The following is an 18,123-nucleotide window of genomic DNA, read 5'->3' as shown; positions in this document are numbered from 1 at the left end:
AGCGGTGGTCCCCCGCCGCCCGGGCCGTGCGAGGATGGCGGCCGAGCATTTCGAACACACCCCGAACCTCCGCAGGAGCACCGTTGCCTGGCAAGAACCTGACCCGCGACGAGGCCACCGCCCGCGCCGCCGTCATCGCCGTCGACCACTACGACGTCGTCCTCGACCTCACCACCTCGGACACCACGTTCCGCAGCACGACCACGGTGACGTTCACGAGCGCCGAGCCCGGAGCTGCGACCTTCGTCGACCTCATCGCACCCTCGGTGGAGGCAATCACCCTCAACGGCGAGGCGCTCGACCCCGCCACGCACTTCGACGGGCTGCGCGTCCAGCTCCCCACCACGGCGGAACACAACACGCTCACCGTCGACGCCACCGCGGCATACATGAACACGGGTGAGGGGCTGCACCGCTTCACCGACCCGGTCGACGGCGAGGTCTACCTCTACTCGCAGTTCGAGGTCGCCGACTGTCGGCGGATGTTCGCCGTGTTCGAGCAGCCCGACCTCAAGGCGACCTTCGGGTTCACCGTCACGGCACCGGACCACTGGCAGGTCGTGTCCAACTCCCCCACGCCCGAAGCCACCGCGGCCGGCGAGGGCGCCGCCACGTGGGCGTTCGGCACGACGCCGCGGATGTCCTGCTACATCACCGCCCTGATCGCCGGGCCGTACGCCGTCGTGCGCGACGAGGTCGAGACGCGGCGGGGCACCGTGCCGCTCGCGATCTTCTGTCGCCAGTCGCTGCTGGAGCACCTGGACGCCGACAACATCTTCGACTGCACCAAGCGGGGCTTCGCCTTCTTCGAGAACGAGTTCGACTGCGAGTACCCGTTCGAGAAGTACGACCAGCTCTTCACGCCCGAGTACAACATGGGTGCGATGGAGAACGCCGGGGCCGTGACCATCAGCGAGGTCTACGTCTTCCGCTCCAAGGTCACCGAGGCCATCGTCGAGCGCCGGGCGCTGACGATCCTGCACGAGCTCGCCCACATGTGGTTCGGCAACCTCGTCACGATGAAGTGGTGGAACGACCTGTGGCTCAACGAGTCCTTCGCCGAGTGGGCGTCGACGACCTGCCAGGCCGAGGTCACGCAGTGGGCGAGCGCCTGGACGACGTTCGGCACCTCCGAGAAGGCGTGGGCGTACCGCCAGGACCAGCTGTCCTCCACCCACCCGATCGTCGCCCCGATCCACGACCTCGAGGACGTCGAGGTCAACTTCGACGGCATCACCTACGCCAAGGGCGCGTCGGTGCTCAAGCAGCTGGTCGCCTATGTCGGGCGTGAGCCGTTCACGGCCGGCCTGCGGGCCTACTTCGCCAAGCACGCCTGGGGCAACACCACCCTGGCCGACCTGTTGCACGAGCTGGAGCAGACGTCCGGTCGCGACCTGGGCACATGGTCCAAGCTGTGGCTCGAGACCGCCGGCGTCAACACGCTGCGCCCCGAGATCGAGACCGACGACCAGGGCCTGATCTCGGCTGCGTCGATCGCCCAGACCCATGCCCCTGACTTCGCGACGCTGCGCCCGCACCGTCTCGCGGTCGGCCTCTACTCCGTCGAGGGTGACACGCTCGTGCGCACCGACCGGCTGGAGCTCGACGTCGACGGGGAGTCGACCGACCTGCCCGAGCTGATCGGTCGTCCCGCGCCGGACCTGCTGCTCGTCAACGACGACGACCTGGCCTACGCCAAGATCCGCCTCGACCCGCGCTCGCTCGCGACGGCGCTCGCGCACCCTCGTGGGTTCACCGACAGCCTGCCGCGCGCCCTGGTTCTGGGGGCCGCGTGGGACATGACCCGCGACGCCGAGATGGCCGCCCGCGACTTCGTCTCGCTGGTGCTGGCCTCGCTGCCCGGCGAGACGGACTCCACGCTGCTGCGCACGCTGCTCGGCCAGCTGTCGACCACCCTGCGCCTCTACGTCGCGCCACAGCACCGGGCAGCCACGGGCGCCGAGGCCGTCGCCGCCCTGCGCGGACTGGCGATGTCCGCTGCCCCGGGCAGTGACGCCCAGCTCCAGCTGGTGGGCGCGTATGCCGCGCACCAGGGCGGCGGTGACGACGCGGCATACCTCCGTGGTTTGCTCGACGGGACCGAGGTGCTCGACGGTCTCGCGGTCGACACCGACATGCGCTGGACGCTGCTCACCTCGCTGGCCGCCTGCGGCGACGCCACGACGGAGGACGTCGACGCCGAGCTGCAGCGCGACAACACCGCGACCGGCCGCGAGCGGGCCGAGCAGGCGCGCGCCGCCCTGCCCACCGCCGAGGCCAAGGCCACCGCGTGGCGTCGCGGCGTCGAGGAGGACGGCCTGCCGAACTCAGTGCTCGAGTCCCTGGCCGCGGGCTTCGGGAACGTCCACGACACGGGCCTCCTCGAGCCCTATGTCGAGAGGTACCACGCGATGCTCGACACCGTGGAGACCAAGACGTCGCACGCGATCATCGAGATCCTCGTGCGGGGCTTCTATCCGACGGCGCTCGCCGACGCCCGCCTCCACGAGGCGACGGAGGCGTGGTTGACCGCCCATGCCGATGCGCCGGCGGCACTGCGTCGACTGGTGGTCGAGAACCGCGACCCGATCGCGCGCGCGCTGCGTGCCCAGCAGCGGGATGCCGATGCCTGAGGCAGTCGCGTTTCTGGAGGCCCTGAGCAAGGTGACTCCCCAAGGAGTCTGGGACTGGTTCAAGGGGGCGCCGCTCGCGGTCGTGATCACGGTGCTCGGCGCGATCGTGCTCCGGTGGTTGATGCTGCGCTCGATCGGACGCGTCGTCGACGCGACCATCGCGAAGTCCGACGCGCGGCGCACCGGCGACACCTCTCGAGCCAGTCGGGTGCTGGCCCACGCCACCGGCGCGGCCCACGAGCGACACCGCCAGCGCACCCTGACGATGGGCTCGCTCCTGCGCAGCATGGTGACCTTCATCGTCGCGCTCGTCACCATCCTCACGGTGATGGGCATCGTGGGGATCAACCTCGCCCCGGTGCTGGCGACCGCGGGGGTCGGGGGCGTGGCCCTGGGGTTCGGGGCGCAGAGCCTGGTCAGGGACTTCCTGTCCGGGATCTTCATGATCCTCGAGGACCAGTACGGCGTCGGCGACGTCATCGACACCGGCGAGGCCACCGGCACGGTCGAGGAGGTCAGCCTGCGGGTCACCCGGCTGCGCGACGGCTCGGGAGTGGTCTGGTACATCCGCAACGGCGAGATCGTCCGCATCGGGAACAAGAGCCAGGGCTGGTCGACGGCGCTCGTGGACATCCCCGTGGCGTACTCCGAGAACCTCGACAAGGTGATCCCCCTCATCCGCTCCGTGGTGCACGACCTCGACCAGAACCCCGACTGGCAGGACAAGCTCCTCGACGAACCACAGGTGGTGGGCGTCGAGTCGATCACGGGTTCGGTGGTCACGATCCGCGTGATCGCCAAGACCGCACCCGAGGAGCAGTACGGCGTCTCGCGGGAGATCCGTGAGCGGGTCAAGGAAGCCTTCGACGCGAACGGCGTCACGGCGCCCGTCATGACGCCCTTTGGTCCCGCAGGCGGCGCCTGATGAGCACCCTGCTGCCCCAGACGCCCGGCGGTGACCAGTCCGGCAGCTTCTACGACCAGGTCGGCGGTCACGAGACGTTCCGCAAGCTCGTGCACGAGTTCTACCGGGGCGTGGCGCAGGACGAGCCGCTCCGGGCGCTCTACCCCGAGGCCGACCTAGGGCCCGCGGAGGAGCGGTTGCGCATGTTCCTCGAGCAGTACTGGGGCGGACCGGGCACCTACTCCGAGCAGCGTGGCCACCCGCGGCTGCGGATGCGCCACCACCCGTTCAAGGTGACCCCCGCGCAGCGCGACCGCTGGCTGCTGCACATGATGGCGGCCGTGGACACCCTCGACCTCCCGCCGGCCAACGACCTCCTGCTGCGCGACTACCTCGAGCGCGCGGCGCAGTCCATGGTCAACTCCCTGGAGGACTGAGCCTGCGCGGGGTTCCGCTGGGCAAGACGGATGGGGGCCGGTTTCCCCGAACGCGTTCGATGCGTCAGCATTGTTGACCGTGACGACGACCCTCTCCACCCACCTCATCCACCCCGCTGCCTCGGCTGACGCCGCTTGGTGGCGCCATGCCGTGATCTACCAGATCTACCCACGCTCCTGGGCGGACGCCGACGGCGACGGCATCGGCGACCTGCCCGGAGTGACCGCCCGGCTCGACTACCTCAAGGCGCTCGGCGTCGACGCGGTCTGGTTCAGCCCCTTCTACAAGTCCCCCCAGGCCGACGCCGGCTACGACGTGGCCGACTACCGCGACATCGACGGCTTGTTCGGCACGCTTGCCGACTCGGACGCCATGGTCGCGAAGGCCCACGAGCTCGGTCTCAAGGTGATCGTCGACCTCGTGCCCAACCACACGTCCGACGAGCACGAGTGGTTCAAGGCTGCCCTGGCCGCGGGTCCGGGCAGCCCCGAGCGCGACCGCTACATCTTCCGCGACGGCCTGGGCGCCGACGGCAGCACTCCCCCCAACGACTGGCACTCGGTCTTCGGTGGCGACGGCTGGACCCGGATCACCGAGGCCGACGGCCAGCCCGGCCAGTGGTACCTCCACCTGTTCGACGTCAAGCAGCCCGACCTCAACTGGGACAACCCCGAGATCGGCGACGAGTTCGAGTCGATCCTGCGCTTCTGGCTCGACCGTGGCATCGACGGCTTTCGCGTCGACGTCGCGCACGGCCTCATCAAGGAGGAGGGGCTGCCCAACTACGACGCCGAGCTGCACATCCTCGACGGCGAGGTGAAGCCCGGCGCCCCGATGCCGCCGATGTGGGACCAGGACGCGGTCCACGACGTCTACCGCCGCTGGCACAAGGTGCTGGCCGAGTACGGCGAGCCCGACCGCATCCTGGTCGCCGAGGCCTGGGTCCGCCCGCAGGAGCGCGCGGTGCGCTATGTCCGCCCGGACGAGATGCACCAGGCGTTCAACTTCGACTTCCTGCAGTCCCAGTGGCGCGCCGCCGACCTGCGCGAGGTCATCGAGTCCTCCCTCGCGGCAGCCGACTCCGTGGGCGCACCGAGCACCTGGGTGCTGTCCAACCACGACGTGGTGCGGCATGCCTCGCGGCTCGGCCTCCCCGTCGGCGAGCGTCGTCCCAACGGCATCGGCGCCGAGGACCCGCAGCCCGACCGTGCACTCGGGCTGCAGCGCGCGCGTGCGGCAACTCAGCTGATGCTGGCGCTGCCGGGTGGGGCCTACCTCTACCAGGCGGAGGAGCTCGGCCTGCCCGACTCGACCGACATGCCCGGCGCGTCCCGGCAGGACCCGACGTACCTGCGTTCGGCCGGCAAGGAGCTGGGTCGCGACGGGTGCCGGGTGCCGATCCCGTGGGAGAAGGACGCCCCGTCCTTCGGCTTCGGGCCCTCCGACCAGACGTGGCTGCCGCAGCCCGAGATCTACGGCGAGTACGCCGTCGACCAGCAGGACGGCGTGGACGGCTCGACCCTCGAGCTCTACCGAGCACTGCTGCGGACCCGCCGCGAGCGCGACCTCGGCACCGGTGGTCTCCTGTTCGCCGAGGGGTTCGACGACGACGTGATCGCCCTCGTCAACACCGGTCAGGGTGACGACACGGGCGACACCCTGGTGGTGACCAACTTCGGCACCGAACCGGTCGCCCTCCCGGACGGCGCCTCGGTCCTCGTGACCTCCGGTCCGCTGACCGACGACGGCCTGGTGCCCACCGACACCACGGTCTGGGCAGCGCTCTGACAGCCCGCTCCAGGAGGGGTATGCCGCGTGGTCACCACGCGGCATACCCCTCCTTCCGCGTCGCGTCATGACGGGCGGGCAACAAGTCGCGAGCCGCTCCGACTTGTTGCCGGCAGGTGGTCACCGAGGGCCTCATAACCGCCGCCCGTGACCACGGGCGGGCAACAAGTCGCGAGCCGCTCCGACTTGTTGCCGGCAGGTGGTCACCGAGGGCCTCAAAACCGCCGCCCGTGACCACGAGCGGGCAACAAGTCGCAGGGCCTGCTCGCTGAGCTAGGTCGGCCACCGTGTCCCAAATGCGGTTTTTTGTCACCAAAGGGTGCGCATCTGCGCAGGTCAGCCTATGATCGATGGGTCGCCACCCGGGGCGGGGGACGACGAAACCACGACTGCTCTGGACCGCACGGCAGTGCCCTGTCGGCACGCCCATGCGGAGGTAACCGTGACCCAGCAGCTCGAGAACCACACCCAGCCCCAGGCCGAGTCCCAGGCCCCCCGGACCGAGTCCGTGCGGTCGCCAGCCCCTCTTCCGCCGGCCCGCCACCTGCCGTCCGAGACGGTTCGGGCCCTCGTGGCCCACCTGACGGAGGCGGAGGACGTGCTGCGCGAGCTGGAGCCGTTCGTGCTCCGGAACGGGCGGCTCGTGGTGAACCCGGCGCGGCAGCCCTGGATCGCCCGGGAGCGTGCGCTGGTGGCCGAACTGAGGTCCAGGCGAACCGCCTGGCGGCGCGGCGACCTCCCCGGCCTGGTCTGACACCCCGCAGTTCCACGCAGTGACCCGCGAGCCTCAGCTCAGGGCCCGTCAGCTCAGGGCCCTTCGGGTCAGGCCGTCACGTCAGGGCCGAAGACCGTCCTCGACCACCTGCGCAGCCACGGTGTGCAGCGGGGTGTTGTGGTTGCGCGCCCAGACGCGGATCCGCTGGAATGCCTCATCCACGCTGACACCTGCCGCCTCGGCGAGCACGCCCTTGGCCTGCTCCACCACGACCCGCGAGGTCAGGGCGCGAGACAGCTGTTCGGACAGGTCCACCTGTTGCTGGAGCCGCGACGCGTTCGCGAGGTAGGCCGTGGCCATGTCAGCCAGCGCCTGTGCAGCGGCCAGGTCCTCGGCGGACCATTCGCGCACGTCGGCCGCGTAGAGGTTGAGGGCGCCGATTCCCTTGCCCTTCAACGTCATCGGAATGCCTGCCACCGCATTGATTCCTAGCGCAAGGGCGACCTGGGTGTAGTCGCCCCATCGGCCCTCGGCATCCCTGACGTCACCCACCGCGACCACGACCCCCGAGTAGCAGGAGTCGACGCAGGGCCCCCTCTGGAGCGATTCCTGCAGGCGCTCAAGCTGCGCCACCGGACCGGTCACGGCCGACACGAAGGACAGCCTGCCGTCGACGTCGAGGGAGACGCCGCTGCCGGCCAGGTCCAGGACTTCGGTGACGCGCTCGGCGAGGTTCTCGAGCATGTCCTCCATGTCGTAGTCACTCACCAGGTCTGCGGTGAACGCCGAGAGCGTCCGCAGGAGGTCGAGCTGGTCGTGCATGGTGAGACCCCCCTCCGCGGCGCCCCCGTCGGCACCGCTGAGGCAAGTGTATTCCTGCAGGTCAGAGGCGTGCGGTGAAACAGGACGGCCAGTTTCGCCAGCTCGTCCCGCGTGGGCCGACGCGCAGTGGTGGGACCCGGCGCCGCCGCGCTGGCACGACTCCGGGAACAATGGGCCGGTGAGAGCAGCGGACTTCGCCTTCTTCGACGCACCGACGCCCATCGGGCTGGCCCACCGCGGTGGCGCCAAGATCCAGGCGAACCTGCACCTCGAGAACACCCTGGCCGCCTTCCGCGAGGCTGTCCGGATGGGCTATCGGTACCTCGAGACGGACGTGCACGCGACGGCCGACGGCGTGCTGCTGGCGTTCCACGACCTGCGTCTCGACCGGGTCACCGATCGGCACGGCCGGATCGCCGAACTCCCTTACGCAGCAGTGCAGTCCGCACGGATCAACGGGACCGAACCCATCCCGCTGCTGACCGACCTGCTGGAGGAGTTCCCCGACGCCCGCATCAACATCGACGTCAAGGCCCCCGGTGCCATCGAACCCCTCGCCGAGGTGATCCGCGCCCACGGTGCGATCGACCGGGTGTGCGTGGGGTCGTTCTCCGACCGTCGCCTGCGGGCCGTGCGCCGCCTGCTCGGGCCGGGGCTCGCCACGGCGACGGGGCCGACCGAGGTCGCTGCCCTTCGCCTTGCCCCCCAACGGATCGCCGGCTGGCTGCGCTCCCCCGCCGCGGTCCTGCAGATCCCCACCGGGCACGTGGTCGGGGGGCGCCGACTCGACCTGGTGACCCCGGCGCTTGTCGAACGTGTCCACGCGATGGGCAAGCACGTCCACGTCTGGACCATCGACGACGCGGCCGAGATGCACCGGTTGTTCGACCTCGGCGTCGACGGGATCGTGTCCGACCGCATCGACACCCTTGCCGAGGTGCTCGCCGAGCGCGGCGTACCGTTGAGCCGGTGACCGGCCCGAGCCCGCCTCCCTCGCACGAGGAGCCGGCCGGCGGCACCACCACACACGGCACCGCCACACACGGCACCACTCTGGGCGGGACTCCGGGCGAGGCCCGCCCAGGCGTGTTCCACCCGCGATACCTGCTGCTGTCCATCTCGCTCCTGGCCCTGATCACCGTCATCGCCTTCGAGGGCATGGCGGTCTCGACGGCCATGCCGGACGCGGCACGGGAGCTCGACGCCGTGCGGTCCTACGGACTCGCCTTCTCGGTGATGCTGACGACCCAGTTGCTGGGCATCGTCCTCGCAGGGGTGTGGTGCGACCGCTCCGGCCCCCTGCTCTCCCTCTTTGCCGGACAGCTGCTCTTCGGCGCCGGGTGCGCCCTGTGCGGCGGCTCCCAGGCCTTCGGACCGTTCCTCGCCGGACGCGGGGTCGCCGGGCTCGGCGCCGGGCTCATCATCGTCGCGGGCTACGTCGTCATCGGTCGCGCCTATCCGGAGTCGTTGCGCCCCAAGGTGTTCAGCGCCATCTCGGCCGCTTGGGTCCTCCCCTCGCTGCTCGGTCCGCCAGTCTCCGCGTGGGTCACGACCACGTGGTCGTGGCGGTGGGTGTTCTGGCTCGTGGTGCTCCCGGTCGTGGTGGCGTTCGCCATGGTCTTCGCCCGCCGAGGACAGATCGCGAGGGCCAGCGATTGCATCGACGGCTCCAGCCGCGACCGGCGACAGCACGTGCGGGCCGCGTGGTTCGGCGTGCTCATCGCGGCCTCCGCCGGGGCGCTCCAGTGGGGCACCCACGACCTGGAGTTCAGCTGGTCGGTCAAGACCGTCGTCGCCCTCCTCGGCGTCCTGGGTATAGCCGCCATCGCTCCGCTGCTGCTGCCGCGTGGCACCTGGCTGATGCGCCGCGGACTGCCGTCGGTGATGCTGGCCCGGTTCCTGCTGACCTGCTCGTTCTTCGGCACCATCACCTACATCCCGCTGATGCTCGTCAACGAGCGCGGGCAGACCCTCGGCACCGCCGGCACGATCCTCGCCGTCGGCTCACTCGGGTGGTCCGCCGGGTCCTGGGTCCAGGGCCGCGACCGCTGGGCGGGGCGCCGCCACCTGCTCGTCGTCGCCGGAGGTGTGCTGCTGACGTCGGGGCTGCTCGGGGTCGTGGCCGTCACCCACTTCGACTGGCACCCGTGGTTCGTCGCGGTCGCCCTCGTCGCGTGTGGACTGGGGATGGGTCTGGGCACCGCGAGCCTGTCCGTGCTCTCGCTCACGCTGACCCCCGCGTCCGACCACGGCTCGACGTCGTCGTCGCTCCAGCTCGCCGACGTCCTCGGGTCGGTGCTCGGCATCGCCGCCGCCGGCGCGGTGTTCGCGGCCCGACACACCGCCGCAGGGCAGGACGTGCCCGTGTTCGTCACGATGTGGCTGGGGCTCAGCGTCGTCGCGTCGCTGGTCGCCGTGGCCGGTCAGCGGATCAGGACATGACCCGCGGGCGTCGAGAGCCGCGTCCAGCGGCCGTGCGCCCACACCGTCACCTCTGAGCCCGGCGCGGCACCATCACTCGGCGCGACACCGTGACTCGGCGCCACGAAGCCCAGCACGTATGCCGCGAACGCACCGCCCGCGGGCACCGGCGGGGTCGTGCTCGTGAGGCGGCCCCACACCTGCTTGCGCAGGGCTGTCACCGCTGCACCACCCGCGTCGGCGGGCGCACCGGAGGCGACCTCTTCGATGCCTTGGCGCGCCACGGCATACACCTCGTCGGCGGTGAGGCCACCGACGCGTTCCCATCCGCCACGCGGTGGCGCCATCGCCGCCCAGGCGACGTTCACCGTCATCGGCGGGAGGGGCAAGGTCGTGTCGGACCCCCGGGCCAGCCGGTCGCTGATCGCACTGAGGGCGACGGTGACGTCGACGTGGGCCGGCACGGCCAGGGGCATGGCCCGCAAGCCGATCACCACGCCCTCGGCCATCAGGCCGCTCCCCGGCAGCACGCCGACATAGGCGGCGAGGGTCTGGCCCTGGGCCTGCAGTCGGATCGCACCGTCCTCGTCGGCCGCCTTGGCGCGCGCGACATAGGTGCGCAGGTCGTCGAGCCCCTGGAGGTCCGGGAAGGTCAGCCCCATCAGCGTCGTCGCCAGCGGAACGGGACGGGGTCGCCCGAGTGCTCCTCGAGCATGGCGCGCAGGGACGGGTCCATGCGTCGCGGGGTGCTCGTCGTGAAGTCGTAGAGGACGAGGGTGGTCTCGGCGCGGGCATAGACGATGTCGCCGTCCCCGCCCTCGGTCGCGGCGCGTCCGTCACGCACCTCGTAGGCCAGGTCGAAGCCCGCGCCGCCGATCTTGGTGGCCCACATCTCGACGACGATCGGGGGCACCCGGAAGAGGAGGGGCGCGAGGTACTCGATCTCGTGACGGGCCACGAGGATCCCCTCGTTGAGCACCGAGCGGTCCTGCCCGAACCAGTCCTCGAAGCCGATGACCCGGGCATCTTCGAGCAACCGGAGGAACTGCACGTTGTTCACGTGCCCGTAGGCGTCCATGTCGCTCCAGCGCAACGGCACGTTGACCCGGTAGCGGCCGCGGGGCTCGGGGCGGTCGTCTTGACTCTGGTCGGGGGCCATGTGGACATCCTCGCAGGGCTGTCGGGCCGGCCGCATACGGTGGTCGGCATGGAGACCACCGCGGCACCCGACCTGCACACCCAGGCAACCACCGTGCTGCGTCGGCTCGTCGGACGTGACGACGTCGACTTCCGCGACGGCCAGCTCGAGGCTGTGGAGGCGCTCGTCGGCCAGCGCCGACGCGTGCTGGTCGTCCAGCGCACGGGCTGGGGCAAGTCGGCGGTCTACTTCGTCTCGACGGCCCTGCGCCGGGCCGACGGCGCCGGCCCGACCGTGATCGTGTCGCCCCTGCTCGCGCTGATGCGTGACCAGATCGCGGCGGCCACCAGGGCGGGTATTCGCGCGGTCACGATGAACTCCGCCAACGCCGAGGAGTGGGGCCAGGTCTCTGCGGCCCTCGCTGCCGACGAGGTGGACGTCCTGCTGGTCAGTCCCGAGCGGCTCAACAACCCTCGGTTCCGCGACGAGCAACTGCCCGACCTCGCCCGCCGCTGCGGTCTGCTCGTCGTCGACGAGGCGCACTGCGTCTCCGACTGGGGCCACGACTTCCGTCCCGACTACCGCCGCATCCGCGACCTGCTCACGACGCTCCCGGCAGACACCCCCGTGCTGGCCACGACGGCCACCGCCAACGCCCGCGTCGTCACCGACGTCGTCGAGCAGCTCGGCGCCGGGGGTCACGACGTGCTGACCCTGCGGGGTGGGCTGGCCCGCGACTCCCTGCGCCTGGGCGTCATGGCCCTCACCTCTCCGGAGCAGCGCCTCGCCTGGCTCCTGGCCCACCTCGACTCGCTGCCCGGCAGCGGGATCGTCTACACCCTCACTGTCTCGGCCGCCGAGGACATCGCCGTGGCGCTGCGCGAGGCCGGCCACGAGGTGCGCGCCTACACCGGGCGCACCGACCCTGCCGACCGCGAGCGGCTCGAGGCGATGTTGCGCGACAACCAGGTCAAGGCGCTGGTCGCCACGTCCGCGCTGGGGATGGGCTTCGACAAGCCCGACCTCGGCTTCGTGCTCCACCTCGGTGCGCCGTCGTCGCCGGTGGCCTACTACCAGCAGGTCGGTCGTGCCGGCCGGGCTACCGAGCGCGCCGACGTGCTGCTGCTGCCCGGCCCCGAGGACAAGGACATCTGGGCCTACTTCGCGTCCGCCTCGATGCCGCGTCAGGAGCAGGCCGACGCGGTGCTGACCGCCTTGGCTGACTCCAGCAAGGCGCTGTCGACCGTGGCCCTCGAGACGATCGTGGACATCCGTCGCACCCGGCTCGAGCTGCTGCTCAAGGTGCTCGACGTCGACGGCGCGGTCCAGCGGGTGCCCGGCGGGTGGACCTCGACAGGTCAGCCATGGAGCTACGACGCCGAGCGCTATGAGCGGGTCACCGCCGCGCGCGTGCGGGAGCAGGACCTGATGGTGACCTACGAGCAGACGGCGGAGTGCCGGATGGCCTTCCTCCAGGAGTCGCTGGACGACGACTCCGCTGCCCAGTGCGGCCGCTGCGACTCGTGCGCCGGCGTCTGGTTCCCGACCGACATCCCGCAGACGGCGGTCACGACCGCCAGGGGCCGGCTGGAGCGTGCGGGGGTCGAGCTGGAGTCCCGCGCGCAGTGGCCGTCGGGGATGGACCGCCTCGGCGTGCCCGTCCGCGGCAAGATCAAGCCCGACGAGGCCATGGAGACCGGGCGCGCCGTGGCGCGGCTGACCGACCTCGGCTGGGGACAACAGCTGCGCACCCTGCTGCGGGCACCCGATGGCCAGGTGCCGCCAGAGCTGTTGCGGGCCTGCGTGCCGATCCTGCGCGACTGGGGCTGGGCACAGCGCCCGGTGGCCGTCGCGATGGTGCCCTCACGCACCAGACCGCAGCTCGTCGAGTCGCTGGCCAGGGGCATCGCCGAGCTGGGCCGCATGCAGTGGCTCGGCGCCCTCGACCCCGTGGACGGCGGTCCGGTCGGTGACGCCGGCGGCAACAGCGCCTTCCGGCTGGCCGGCGTGTGGGGTCGGCTCGAAGTCGGCGCCGAGCAGGCGTCAGCGCTGCGCGGGCTCGACGGCCCCGTCCTGCTCGTCGACGACGTCGCCAACTCGCGCTGGTCCCTCACCGTGGCCGCTGCCGCCCTGCGTCGTGCCGGCGCCTCTGGCGTGCTCCCCTTCGTGCTGGCCCTCGACGCCTGATCCGTCGCTGCCACTCGACAGCGGGCCGGTGCGCGGCGCCTCCAGCGGCACGGTGAACAGCGGCAGGAACACCTGCACCACGGGTCCGATCAACACGGCATACAAGATCGTGCCGAGGCCCACGACGCCTCCCATCAGCCAGCCCACGACCAGCACCGTGACCTCAATGCTGGTTCGCACCAGCCGGAAGCTGCGGCCGGTGCGACGCACCAGACCCGTCATCAGGCCGTCCCTCGGTCCGGGGCCGAACTGGCTGCCGATGTAGAGCGCCCCCGCCAGACCGTTGAACACGATCCCGCCGAGCAGCAGCGCGACCCGGACCGCCATGGCGTCCGGCGCGTCGAGCAGCGCGAGAGTGGCGTCCGTGGCCAGGCCGATCACGATGACGTTGGCCACCGTCCCGAGGCCCGGCCACTGCCGCAGCGGGATCCAGAGCAGCAGAACGGCTACGCCCACAATGATCGTCACGGTGCCGAAGCTGACCGGTAGGTGCTGCGCGATCCCGTAGTGGAAGACGTCCCACGGGTCGAGCCCGAGACCTGAGCGGACCATCATGCCCATCGAGACGCCGTAGAGCGTCAGGCCGACCGCGAGCTGGAGGAGCCGACGGGTGGTCCGTCCGGCGCGCAGCTGCTCCACCGGGGTCATCGAGGCAAGGCTGGTTCGGGTCACGGAGCCAAGATTGGCCTTCATTGGTCTGTTTTTCCATATCCAATTGTGCCAAAGTGGTCTGCATGGTGGTTCGAAGCATTTCCGCGTCGCGGCTGGTCCCGATGCTCGGCGCGGCCCTGGAGACGACCCCGGCCTACCGCGGCCTGGCCGACGCCATCCGGCTGCTCGTCGCCGACGGTCGGGTCCCGGTCGGCACCCGGCTGCCCAGCGAGCGCGACCTCACCAGTGCCCTCGGCGTGAGCCGCACGACGGTCACCCGTGCGTATGCCGAGCTGCGCGACCGGGGCTACCTCGCCTCTCGCCAGGGCTCCGGGAGCGTCGCGGCGCTGCCGGGTGAGGGGCCGGGCCGCCGCCAGGGCACCGCCCTTCAGCCCGCGTCGGACCAGCTCGTCGGTGATGTCATCGACCTGACCTGCGCCTCCATGAGCGCCCCGGGTGGGACGGTGGCGGCGTACGAGCGCGCCATGCTCGACCTGCCCGGCTACCTCTCCGGCACCGGCTACCACCCGCTCGGCCTGACCAGCCTGCGCGAGGCCTTGGCCGACCGCTTCACGGAGCGGGGGCTGGCGACGACTGCAGACCAGATCATGGTGACCAGCGGAGCGTTGGCCGGCTTGGCGGTCGCTGCCCGGGCCCTGCTCTCCCCAGGCGATCGGGTGCTGCTGGAGAGCCCGACCTACCCCAATGCCATCGACACGCTGCGTCGCTCGGGCGCCCGTCCCGTGGCCCTGCCCCTCGATCGTGACGGCTGGGACGTCGAAGCGGCCGATGCCGCACTGCGGCAGACCGCGCCCCGGGCGGCCTACCTCATCCCCGACTTCCACAACCCCACCGGCGCCCTGATGCCCGATGCGCAGCGAGCCGACCTGGCCCGCGTGCTCGCCAGCACCCACACCGTCGGCATCGTCGACGAGACGCTCGTCGACCTGGCCCACGACCCCGAGCTGGTCATGCCGCGACCACTCGCAGCGCACCACTCGCGCACGGTCACGCTGGGTGGGGCGAGCAAGTCCTTCTGGGGAGGCCTGCGCGTCGGCTGGATCCGCGCCCCACGTGACCTGATGGCGGCCCTGGTCAGCGCGCGGTTGACCCTCGACCTCGGCGCCCCGGTCCTCGAACAGCTGGTGCTGACCGACCTTCTTGCGCACCGCGAGCAGATCATCGCCGAGCGGCGCACCGCCATCGTGTCCAGCCGGCACGCCCTTGTCGATGCGCTGCGAAATCGCTTGCCGCAGTGGCGTTTCCGCATGCCTGAGGGAGGACTGTGCCTGTGGGTGGAGCTGCCCGATGCGCTCTCCACTCCCCTGTGTGCTGCGGCCGACCAGCGCGGCGTCGTGCTGGCCCCGGGCGCCCAGTTCGCGGTCGAGGGCGGCATGGAGCGCTTCGTCCGACTGCCCTTCACCGGCCACTCGCCCGAGGTGGTGGACGAAGCCGTCGAGCGCCTGGCGCTGGCCTGGGCGGACGCGCAGTCCGCCCGTCCCTCGCGACACGGCCGGTCACCGCTGGTCGCGTGAGCTCGGGCGCCACCGGCTGACGACGACCCCGACGAGGCAGATCCCTCCCCCGACCAGGGCAGGCGCGGTCGGGACCTCCGACAGGAACGCCCACGACATCAGGACGGAGAGCACCGTCACGAGGTAACCCAAGGGCCCGAGGCGGCCGGCCGGCATACGACGCAGCGCGTAGGCCCACGTCGTGAAGGCGACCGCCGTCGGAAAGGCACCCAGGTATGCCGCGCCGAGCAGCGCCGAGGTCGGCGCCTCCTGGGCCTCACGCACCAGGTCGCCCGCGAACGGCGCCGTCACCAGCGTGCCGACGACGCAGCCCAGCCACGTGGCGCGCAACGCATCGATGCTGCGCAGGGTGACCTTCTGCATGATGACCGAGGAGGCGTAGAGGACAGCGGCCAGGAGCCCGAGGACGATGCCGAGACCGTCGTGGCCGCCGCTGGACCCCGCCGCCATCAGGGCGATCCCACCGAAGGCGACGGCGCAGCCGAGGAAGAGTGGGCGGGAGAAGCCCTCCCGCAGGAAGAGCCCGCCGCCGAGGGCGATCAACACGGGTGCGACGTTGACCAGCAGGGCTGCGGTCCCCGCGTCGACGTGCCGCTCGGCCGCGTTGAGCGCCAGGTTGTAGCCGGCGAACCACAGCGCGCCGTAGCCGACCACGGGCAGCAGCTCGCGTCCTCGGGGCAGGAGCGACCCGGGGCTGCGCCCTCGGCCGTGCAGGACTAACGGGGTGAGCACGAGCGTGGCCACGGCCACCCTGGCGAGCGCCATCGGGCCCGGCGACAGGTGGGCTCCGCTGCTGCGGATCACGACGAAGGCCGAGGCCCACAGCACGATGGTCACGCTGGCCGCCAGGACCGCCTTGGTCCCGCCCTCGGCCCGGGTCGACGAGGGTGGGTCACAGGGCTCCAGGGCAGGGCCGGTCAGGGTGGTCACCCGCCCATCGTCGAGGTGCGGGACACATCAGCACAAGCGATGATTTCTTCACTTCCCTTAAGTATCGCTGTACTGTCAGGCCATGCTCGACGTCCACCGTCTCCGGGTCCTGCGCACGGTCGTTGCCACCGGTTCGGTCGGTGCCGCGGCCACCACCTTGGGCTACACACCCTCGGCGGTGAGCCAGCACCTCGCCACGCTCCAGCGAGAGACCGGACTGCGGCTGATCGAGCGCAAGGGCCGCGGCATCGAGCCGACCGCGGCCGGGCGCACGCTCGCCGACGAGGCGGGCCGGGTGCTCGCGTCGCTGAGCGGTGTCGAGGGCGTGGTCGGCGACCTGCGTGCGGGTCGCGTGGGCCGACTGTCGATCAGCTACTTCGCCTCAGCCGGAGCAGCCTGGATCCCCCCGGTCGTCGCAGGCCTCATGCACGAGTTTCCCGACCTGCGCCTGGACCTGCGGCTGATCGAGCTGCTCGGCGACGACCACCCGGACCCCGACATCGAGGTCTTCGTCGGCGGCGCGGAGGAGCACCTGCGCGACCGCGGTGGCACGGGCCAGTCCAGGGTGCACCACCTGCTCGACGACCCCTACGTCGTGGTCGTGCCGGAAGACCACCGCCTCGCCGGCGAGCCCCGGGTGGCACTGGGCGAGCTGGCGAGCGACCGCTGGGTCGACAACGACTTCAACCGCGGCTTCTGCCGCCAGGTGATCCTCGACGCCTGCACCGAGGCCGGGTTCACGCCCGACTTCCGGATCGAGACGCACGACTACCCGACGGCGATCTCGTTCGTGGCCGCCGGCGTGGGGGTCACCGTCCTCCCCCGCCTCGGCGCCGCTCGACTGCCAGCCGGTGTGGTCGCGGTTCCCCTGGTTTCACCCACTCCGGTGCGCCACGTCTATGTCGCCGTGAAGGCCTCGGTCGAGCACCACCCTGCGGCCGAGCGGGCCGTCGATCTGCTGCGTGAGCGGGTGAGTGGCCCCGCTAGGGTCGGTGCGTGACCGACGAGAGCTCCCCCGACTTCGACCCGCTGGCCGACCTGCTCGACACCCTCGACCTCGAGGAGCTGGGTACCGCCCGGATCACCGTCGAAGGGGTGGGGGACCGAGCCGACTTCGGCGAGTCCGGTGCCACGGTCTTCCTCGGGCGCAGCCAGAAGATGCCGCACGGCCGGGTGTTCGGCGGACAGGTGCTCGCCCAGTGCGTCATGGCCGCTGGTCGGACGATGCAGGACATCGACGACGGCGACGGACCGCGACGGATCCACTCGCTGCACGGCTACTTCATGCGACCGGGCGACGACACCAAGCCGAGCAGGTTTGCCGTCGAGCGGATGCGCGACGGCAACTCCTTCTCCACTCGGCGGGTGCACGCGATCCAGGAGGGCCTGCCCATCCTGTCGATGATCACCTCCTTCCAGGAGGAGTCCGGCGGCCTGGACCACCAGGACGCGATGCCCGAGGTCCCGGGCCCCGACCAGCTGCGATCCCTGGCCGACGAGTTCGGTGGCATCGACCACCCGGGCGCCCGTCACCTCACCAAGCGGCCGATCGAGCACCGTCACGTCGAGAACAACCTTTTCGTCGCCGCCGGTCCCGAGCTGGTCGCCCGCCAGAGCGTCTGGATGAAGGCGTTGGGCAGGCTCCCCGACGACCCGCTGGTCCACGCGGCCGTCCTCGCCTACGCCTCCGACTACACCCTGCTGGAGCCGGTCATCCGCCGGCACGGGCTGACGTGGACCGACCGTCGGCTGCGGCCGGCCAGCCTCGATCACGCCATGTGGTTCCACCGTCCGGTGCACGCCGACGAGTGGATCCTCTACAGCCAGGAGTCGCCCTCCGCGTCCGGCGGACGTGGTCTGGGCATCGGGCGGATGTTCGCCGCCGACGGCACCCTTGTCGCGACCGTCGCGCAGGAGGGCATGGTCCGCGTCAAGGAGTCCTCGTCCTGAGAGGTCCCGTG

15 protein-coding genes and 1 pseudogene are annotated in these 18,123 nt (G+C 71.1%); 11 read left to right on the top strand and 5 right to left on the bottom strand.

The genetic code is table 11. The features are described from left to right. Positions 1-83 precede the first annotated feature (83 nt). The 5 genes from pepN to AC1DYG_RS10530 all read left to right on the top strand — a co-directional run bounded on the left by pepN (position 84) and on the right by AC1DYG_RS10530 (position 6,517). Positions 84-2,633, top strand: a complete 2,550-nt coding sequence (gene pepN, locus AC1DYG_RS10550; RefSeq protein WP_477639808.1) for an aminopeptidase N — start codon at positions 84-86, stop codon at positions 2,631-2,633. Beyond that, a complete protein-coding gene (locus AC1DYG_RS10545) occupies positions 2,626-3,558 on the top strand; it encodes a mechanosensitive ion channel family protein (protein WP_477639807.1) in 933 nt (310 codons plus the stop codon). The genes pepN and AC1DYG_RS10545 overlap by 8 nt, the downstream gene beginning before the upstream one ends. Then, positions 3,558-3,974 carry a globin gene (locus AC1DYG_RS10540; protein WP_477639806.1) on the top strand — a complete coding sequence of 139 codons (417 nt, stop codon included), beginning with the start codon at positions 3,558-3,560 and terminating at the stop codon, positions 3,972-3,974. The genes AC1DYG_RS10545 and AC1DYG_RS10540 overlap by 1 nt, the downstream gene beginning before the upstream one ends. A gap of 73 nt (positions 3,975-4,047) precedes the next feature. Next, on the top strand, positions 4,048-5,763 hold the full coding sequence (locus AC1DYG_RS10535) for a glycoside hydrolase family 13 protein (protein WP_477639918.1): 1,716 nt from the start codon (positions 4,048-4,050) through the stop codon (positions 5,761-5,763). Positions 5,764-6,205: 442 nt separating this feature from the next. Further along, complete coding sequence (locus AC1DYG_RS10530) at positions 6,206-6,517, top strand: hypothetical protein (RefSeq protein WP_477639805.1); 312 nt, start codon at positions 6,206-6,208, stop codon at positions 6,515-6,517. Between the two features lie 81 nt (positions 6,518-6,598). Here AC1DYG_RS10530 and AC1DYG_RS10525 read toward each other — a convergent pair whose 3' ends face one another. Then, complete coding sequence (locus tag AC1DYG_RS10525) at positions 6,599-7,300, bottom strand: GAF and ANTAR domain-containing protein (RefSeq protein WP_477639804.1); 702 nt, start codon at positions 7,298-7,300, stop codon at positions 6,599-6,601. 178 nt (positions 7,301-7,478) lie between these two features. On the opposite strand from AC1DYG_RS10525, the gene AC1DYG_RS10520 reads away from it, so the two are divergent. Together AC1DYG_RS10520 and AC1DYG_RS10515 are read left to right on the top strand one after the other, a co-directional pair. Continuing rightward, complete coding sequence (locus AC1DYG_RS10520) at positions 7,479-8,273, top strand: glycerophosphodiester phosphodiesterase family protein (protein ID WP_477639803.1); 795 nt, start codon at positions 7,479-7,481, stop codon at positions 8,271-8,273. Then, positions 8,270-9,742, top strand: a complete 1,473-nt coding sequence (locus AC1DYG_RS10515) for an MFS transporter (RefSeq protein WP_477639802.1) — start codon at positions 8,270-8,272, stop codon at positions 9,740-9,742. The genes AC1DYG_RS10520 and AC1DYG_RS10515 overlap by 4 nt, the downstream gene beginning before the upstream one ends. On the opposite strand, the gene AC1DYG_RS10510 is transcribed toward AC1DYG_RS10515, so the two are convergent. Both AC1DYG_RS10510 and AC1DYG_RS10505 read right to left on the bottom strand, forming a co-directional pair. After that, positions 9,724-10,383 carry a DUF8185 domain-containing protein gene (locus tag AC1DYG_RS10510; RefSeq protein WP_477639801.1) on the bottom strand — a complete coding sequence of 220 codons (660 nt, stop codon included), beginning with the start codon at positions 10,381-10,383 and terminating at the stop codon, positions 9,724-9,726. The two genes, AC1DYG_RS10515 and AC1DYG_RS10510, sit on opposite strands and share 19 nt — an antisense overlap. Then, positions 10,383-10,880: an acyl-CoA thioesterase gene (locus tag AC1DYG_RS10505; RefSeq protein WP_477639800.1), complete on the bottom strand. Its 498-nt coding sequence runs from the start codon at positions 10,878-10,880 to the stop codon at positions 10,383-10,385. The genes AC1DYG_RS10510 and AC1DYG_RS10505 overlap by 1 nt, the downstream gene beginning before the upstream one ends. A gap of 48 nt (positions 10,881-10,928) precedes the next feature. On the opposite strand from AC1DYG_RS10505, the gene AC1DYG_RS10500 reads away from it, so the two are divergent. Continuing rightward, positions 10,929-13,046 carry a RecQ family ATP-dependent DNA helicase gene (locus tag AC1DYG_RS10500; RefSeq protein ID WP_477639799.1) on the top strand — a complete coding sequence of 706 codons (2,118 nt, stop codon included), beginning with the start codon at positions 10,929-10,931 and terminating at the stop codon, positions 13,044-13,046. 72 nt (positions 13,047-13,118) lie between these two features. On the opposite strand, the pseudogene yczE reads toward AC1DYG_RS10500, so the two are convergent. Further along, positions 13,119-13,694 (bottom strand): annotated as a pseudogene (gene yczE, locus AC1DYG_RS10495) (membrane protein YczE); the annotation flags it as partial. An 86-nt stretch (positions 13,695-13,780) separates the two neighbouring features. Here yczE and yczR point away from each other — a divergent pair. Further along, positions 13,781-15,232: a MocR-like transcription factor YczR gene (gene yczR / locus AC1DYG_RS10490; protein ID WP_477639798.1), complete on the top strand. Its 1,452-nt coding sequence runs from the start codon at positions 13,781-13,783 to the stop codon at positions 15,230-15,232. On the opposite strand, the gene AC1DYG_RS10485 is transcribed toward yczR, so the two are convergent. Further along, a complete protein-coding gene (locus tag AC1DYG_RS10485; protein ID WP_477639797.1) occupies positions 15,215-16,162 on the bottom strand; it encodes a DMT family transporter in 948 nt (315 codons plus the stop codon). The two genes, yczR and AC1DYG_RS10485, sit on opposite strands and share 18 nt — an antisense overlap. Before the next feature lie 82 nt (positions 16,163-16,244). On the opposite strand from AC1DYG_RS10485, the gene AC1DYG_RS10480 reads away from it, so the two are divergent. Further along, complete coding sequence (locus AC1DYG_RS10480; protein WP_477639796.1) at positions 16,245-17,162, top strand: LysR family transcriptional regulator; 918 nt, start codon at positions 16,245-16,247, stop codon at positions 17,160-17,162. Beyond that, positions 17,159-18,112, top strand: coding sequence for an acyl-CoA thioesterase (locus AC1DYG_RS10475; RefSeq protein ID WP_477639795.1), 954 nt, complete (start codon positions 17,159-17,161; stop codon positions 18,110-18,112). The genes AC1DYG_RS10480 and AC1DYG_RS10475 overlap by 4 nt, the downstream gene beginning before the upstream one ends. Positions 18,113-18,123 lie beyond the last annotated feature (11 nt).

The organism is Pedococcus sp. P1_H8, from assembly GCF_056405175.1.
The sequence above is the reverse complement of the archived record's forward strand: the minus strand, read 5'-3'. Positions and strand labels throughout refer to the sequence as shown.